Source organism: Streptococcus sp. DD11 (assembly GCF_001578865.1).
Classification (GTDB): domain Bacteria; phylum Bacillota; class Bacilli; order Lactobacillales; family Streptococcaceae; genus Streptococcus; species Streptococcus panodentis.
Map to the genome: position 1 here is coordinate 32219 of NZ_KQ969392.1, position 5169 is coordinate 37387.

Annotated in this window: 4 protein-coding genes and 2 pseudogenes; all 6 read right to left on the minus strand. The window is 48.2% G+C overall.

Annotated elements, in window-relative coordinates; translation table 11 throughout:
- A pseudogene (locus STRDD11_RS13960) lies at positions 1–109 on the minus strand (NAD(+) synthase); the annotation flags it as partial.
- Positions 106–1566 carry a nicotinate phosphoribosyltransferase gene (locus STRDD11_RS00160; protein ID WP_128834197.1) on the minus strand — a complete coding sequence of 487 codons (1461 nt, stop codon included), beginning with the start codon at positions 1564–1566 and terminating at the stop codon, positions 106–108. The gene STRDD11_RS00160 and the pseudogene STRDD11_RS13960, both read right to left, overlap by 4 nt.
- A gap of 182 nt (positions 1567–1748) precedes the next feature.
- Positions 1749–2666 (minus strand): thioredoxin-disulfide reductase, encoded by a 918-nt coding sequence (gene trxB, locus STRDD11_RS00165; RefSeq protein WP_128834200.1) that lies wholly within the window; start codon positions 2664–2666, stop codon positions 1749–1751.
- Between the two features lie 66 nt (positions 2667–2732).
- Positions 2733–2957, minus strand: a complete 225-nt coding sequence (locus STRDD11_RS00170) for a DUF4059 family protein (protein ID WP_128834202.1) — start codon at positions 2955–2957, stop codon at positions 2733–2735.
- 369 nt (positions 2958–3326) lie between these two features.
- Positions 3327–4071, minus strand: a pseudogene (locus tag STRDD11_RS00175) (amino acid ABC transporter ATP-binding protein).
- On the minus strand, positions 4071–4880 hold the full coding sequence (locus tag STRDD11_RS00180; RefSeq protein ID WP_128834205.1) for an amino acid ABC transporter permease: 810 nt from the start codon (positions 4878–4880) through the stop codon (positions 4071–4073). The pseudogene STRDD11_RS00175 and the gene STRDD11_RS00180 overlap by 1 nt, the downstream one beginning before the upstream one ends.
- Positions 4881–5169: the final 289 nt, after the last annotated feature.

Below are 5169 nucleotides of genomic sequence, written 5' to 3' on the forward strand. Positions count from 1 at the left end.
TTTTCTAGATAAGCTTTGAGAAAGTCCACTGATTTGCGGATTTCTTCTTGGGGATTGATGAGGGGCGTTGACGCCCACGCTCGCTGATAATCATTTCCTGTAAAGTCATTTGGCTGCTCCTGTCTGATAGGCTTTTTTGCGCATCTTGTCAATCAAATCCATCTTATCCTGCCAGATGTCCTGCGCTAAATCGACTGGATAATCCTGCGGATTGAGGACCCGCTTGTACTCATCCCAAAGCTTGTCAAATTCCTTGCGGGCATAGTCCTGAATGTCAGCCAGACTCGGCGATTGATAAACCAGACGGCCCTGGTCGAAAATATCCACCAAGAGCGGCACCGCAGCAAAATCCTTGACTGTTTTATTGATATAGGTGTAGGTCGGATGGAACATTTCCAGCTGGTCCAGCTCAGTGACATCGACACCGTCATAGGTGATGTAGTCGCCCTCTGACTTGCCTTTTTCCCGGCTGGTAATGCGCCAGACTTGCTTTTTGCCCGGCGTAGAGACTTTTTCAACATTGTTGGACAGCTTAATGGTATTGCGAAGCTGCCCTGTCTCATCCTCAATGGCAACAATCTTATAGACGGCTCCTAGAGCCGGCTGGTCATAGGCGGTAATCAGTTTGGTTCCCACACCCCAGACGTCAATCTTGGCCTTCTGCATCTTGAGATTAAGAATGGTATTTTCGTCCAGATCGTTGGAAGCATAGATCTTAGCCTCAGGAAAGCCAGCCTCGTCTAACTGCTGGCGGACCTTTTTAGAAATATAAGCCAAATCCCCAGAATCAATGCGCACACCCAAAAACTTAATCTTGTCTCCCAGCTCACGGGCCACTCGAATGGCTGCCGGCACCCCCAGACGCAGAGTATCGTAGGTATCCACCAGAAAGACACAGTCATGGTGGGTTGCCGCATAGGCCTTGAAGGCTTCATAATCATTGCCGTAGACCTGCACCAGTGAGTGGGCATGAGTTCCCAAAACCGGGATGTCAAAAAGTTTTCCGGCCCGGACATTACTGGTGCCATTGGCACCGCCAATAACAGCGGCCCGCGTCCCCCAGATAGCCGCATCCATCTCCTGAGCTCTGCGGGTACCAAATTCCATGAGCGGCTCATCTTCAATGACCGAGCGGATGCGGGCGGCCTTGGTGGCAATCAGCGTCTGGAAATTGACAATATTCAGCAGGGCCGTTTCTACCAGCTGACACTGAGCCAGCGGCCCCTCGACCTGCACGATAGGCTCATTGGCAAAGACCAAATCCCCCTCCTGGGCCGAACGGACGGTCAAGGTCATTTTCAGATTGCGCAGGTAATCCAGAAAGGCCCCCTCATAGCCCAGCGACTGCAGATAATCCAAGTCGCTCTGGCTAAATTTTAAGCTGCTGAGGTAGGAGATGATTCTTTCCAGACCTACAAAAACAGCATAACCATTATTGAAAGGATTTTTGCGGAAATAAACCTCAAATACCGCATGCTTGTCATGAATATTTTCCTTGAAATAGACCTGCATCATATTGATTTGGTACAAATCGGTGTGCAGGGTCAAACTGTCATCTGGGTACATCTTCTTGCTCCTTTATTGCTAGATACCTTTTATTATATCACAAATTCAGAAAGCCAAGAGAAATCCTGTAATCCAACGAATGCAGACTGTTTGAAAAAGCAAAAAGAACAGGCCAGCCGTTTGCCTCAAACAGCCAGTCTGCTCTCGTTTATCAGTCTATCATGATTGCTTCAAATCCTGTCTTATGAAGCGTGCTCCGTAATGTATTTATAAACTTCCTGCCCAGCTACTGCTCCGTCACCGACAGCTGTAGTAATCTGGCGCAGATCTTTCTGACGGACATCGCCGACAGCATAAATCCCATCCACTGCCGTCTTCATATGGTCATCTGTCACAATCCAGCCGGCCTGATCAAGAATCCCCAAATCTGCTGCAAAAGCACTGACTGGGTCTAAACCGACATAGATAAAGATGCCGCCGAAAGCAGCCTTGCTTTCTTGGCCTGTCTTAACATTCTTAAAGGTCACACCCGTCACCTTGCGGTCATCGCCATGGATCTCCTCAACCACTGAATCCCAGACAAACTGGATTTTTTCATTGGCAAAAGCACGGTACTGCAGGACTTTTTGGGCCCGCAGTTCGCCTCGGCGGTGGACAATCGTCACTGATTTGGCAAAGCGGGTCAGGAAGATGGCTTCCTCCACCGCAGAATCCCCGCCTCCGACGACCAGCAGGTCTTCATCGCGGAAGAAAGCACCGTCACAGACTGCGCAGTAGGAGACGCCGCGGCTGTTGTACTCTGCTTCGCCAGGGACCCCTAACTGACGGTGGTTGGCTCCGGACGCGATGACGACGGTTTTGGTTTCAAAACGGTCATCTTCCGTGATGATTTCCTTGAAATCACCGTGATCCTCAATCTTTTCTACTAGGCCAAACAAATGTTCCACGCCCAGATTTTCCAAGGGTTCAAACATTTTTTCGGCCAGCTCTGGACCGCTGATGTTGGCATAGCCTGGATAGTTTTCAATATCTGCTGTATTGTTCATCTGACCGCCGTAAATACCGCGCTCCAGCAGGGCCACCTTGAGATTGCTTCTGGCTGCATAGAGTGCAGCGGTCATCCCAGCAGGACCCGCTCCAATAATGACTGTATCGTACATAAACTTCCCTTTCTTTTTGCTGTAACTACGATTATTCTAACAGACTTTCTTTTCCTTGACAAGCAATTAAGCTTTAAGAACAATAACCAGCCCTAGAGTCGCAAAAGACAGGACGGGAATGGTCATAATGGCAATCAAGAGTACATCATAGAGATGGCTCTGCCGCTCCTTGGCCGTCTTGTCCTTGCGGCGGATCATGCGCAGGCCAATCCACAGGCCGGCAATAATCCCCACACCGATGGCGGTATAGAGCAGACTCTCGATATAAAGTGCAAAAATTTGATCTAACATGGTAATTCCTCAAGCTTGGTTTTTATTGACTCATGCTCATTCTATTTTCAATTGGCACCTTTTCCCAAGTAATGGCAGGCGTTTATAGAGTATCTTCCAAAAGGCACAGCCCTCTGTGGGTGAGATCGCAGCCATCATGGGAATCTGTCCCACTCACATCGGCAGCCTTCCTGCCTCACCATCTCGTTTCTGAGTTCAGACTAAAAAGCTTCCCCGAACCTTCCCTGCTTTTCCATTTCTGGGCGGAGCTGACGCGGTTTGAAGAGATTTTCGAAGAGTCTGACTTTCAAAAGGCCCCAAACAATGAAAAGCAGCCCTAAAACAAACTCAGCTGGTCTAGCCAACTGAGCCTTCGCTTTTTCTATTATATCAAATATAAGTCCGTTTGTAACTAGCAAAGAATTCTTTGGTTCTTTCTTCCTTGGGGTGATGGATAAGCTCATCCGGTGTGCCGGTCTCAATAATATGCCCCTGATCCAAAAAGAGAACTTTGTCAGCCACCTGAGCGACAAAAGATATATCATGGCTGACCAAAATCATGGTTTGGCCGTCCTTGGCTGCATCAGCGATTGATTTTTTGCACTTCCCCGACCAATTCAGGATCCAAAGCCGAAGTCGGCTCGTCCAAGAGGAGAACATCCGGATTCATGGCCAGAGCCCGAGCCAGAGCCACCCGCTGTTTCTGACCGCCGGACAGGTGTCTTGGATAGTGGTTTTCCCGGTCGGACAGGCCAACCTTAGCCAGCTCTTCTTTGGCTATCTCAGTCGCTTTCTCTTTAGACAGTTTTTTGACAACCAGCAAACCTTCCCTGACATTGTCCAGAGCTGTGCGGCGGGAAAAGAGATTGAACTGCTGGAAGACCATGGCCAGCTTGCGGCGCAGGGTCAAGATTTCTTCCTTGCTGATGCTTGCAAAGTCCACCCTGAAATCATCAATTTCAATCGTGCCGCTGTCGGGCTGCTCTAAGTAATTGAGACTGCGGAGAAAAGTTGATTTCCCGGCCCCTGATGATCCAATCAGGGCGACAACTTCTCCTTTTTTAATTTCCAGACTGAGGTCGTCCAAAACCTTCTGACCGGAAAAAGATTTACTTAAATGAGAAATTTTAATCATCAGATTCCCTCCTCTTCTGCCTGACGGAAAGCCTCAATCTTATCCGGATCCTTGATGTCCATAGCTTTCTCAATCACCCGGCCGATTTGCTCAATGATGATATTGACCGCCCAGTAAATCAGCGACACTGAAATGAAGCGCTCAAAGTAGCGGTAGTCAGAACCTGCTATAGCCTGCGCCTTGGCAAAAACTTCTACGACACCGGCACTGAAAGCCAGAGAAGTCCCCTTAGTCAGACCAATCAGGGAGTTGATTAGGCTGGGTGTCGCCACCACTGCTGCATTGGGAATGATGACCCGCAGATAGACCTGCCGGTTGGTCATGCCCAGACTGCGAGCTGCCTCGATTTCCCCCGGATCTACTGAAAGAATGGCCGCCCGAATGGTCTCGCTGGCATAGGCCGCCTCATTAAAGGCAAAGGCCACAATGGCAAAGATGGAAGCCGGAATTTCATTGATATTAAAGGAAGTGCCATACTGCTGATTAATCGCCTTCAGCAGCAGGGGAATCCCAAAATAAGTCAGCATGAGCTGAACCAAAAGCGGTGTCCCCCGCAAAAAACTGACAAAAAAGGCCTGGATGGGATAGAGAATTTTAATCCGATTAATCTTGACAATGGCAAAAATCATAGCCAAAATGATACCGAAGAAAGCCCCGCCCAGCGTTAATAAGAGGGTAACAGGGAGATTTTGCAGAATGCCGGGAATGGCATCAAAAACAGCCCTTAGGCTAAATAATTTACCGTCCGGGATGAGCTTAAGAAACTGCTCATACCAGTCGGCAGCCAGAGCAAATGTTGTAAGTGTCATGGTTACTTCCCTTTCTCAATAATGGACTATTTTAACACAATTCTGAATCAAAGCAAAGTATTTGCTACACTCATACCCAAACTCTTTTGATACTCTTTTGATACTCTTTTGATACAGTCTTCTAGTTTGCTTTTAGCGGCGAAACACTCCCCCAGACTGTTCAAGCAAGGCGAGTTAACGGCCTAATAAAAGAGAAACTAAATGACGATAAAATAGAAAAAATCTTCGATTGCGAGGGGGTGCCTTCTCTGCTTTGGCAAACTAAACAGACTAAGCCCATCATAAAAAA

Coding starts and splice junctions, on each gene's coding strand:
- trxB (WP_128834200.1), bottom strand. CDS start 2,666: ATGTACGATACAGTCATTATTGGAGCGGGTCCTGCTGGGATGACCGCT.
- STRDD11_RS00170 (WP_128834202.1), bottom strand. CDS start 2,957: ATGTTAGATCAAATTTTTGCACTTTATATCGAGAGTCTGCTCTATACC.
- STRDD11_RS00160 (WP_128834197.1), bottom strand. CDS start 1,566: ATGTACCCAGATGACAGTTTGACCCTGCACACCGATTTGTACCAAATC.
- STRDD11_RS00180 (WP_128834205.1), bottom strand. CDS start 4,880: ATGACACTTACAACATTTGCTCTGGCTGCCGACTGGTATGAGCAGTTT.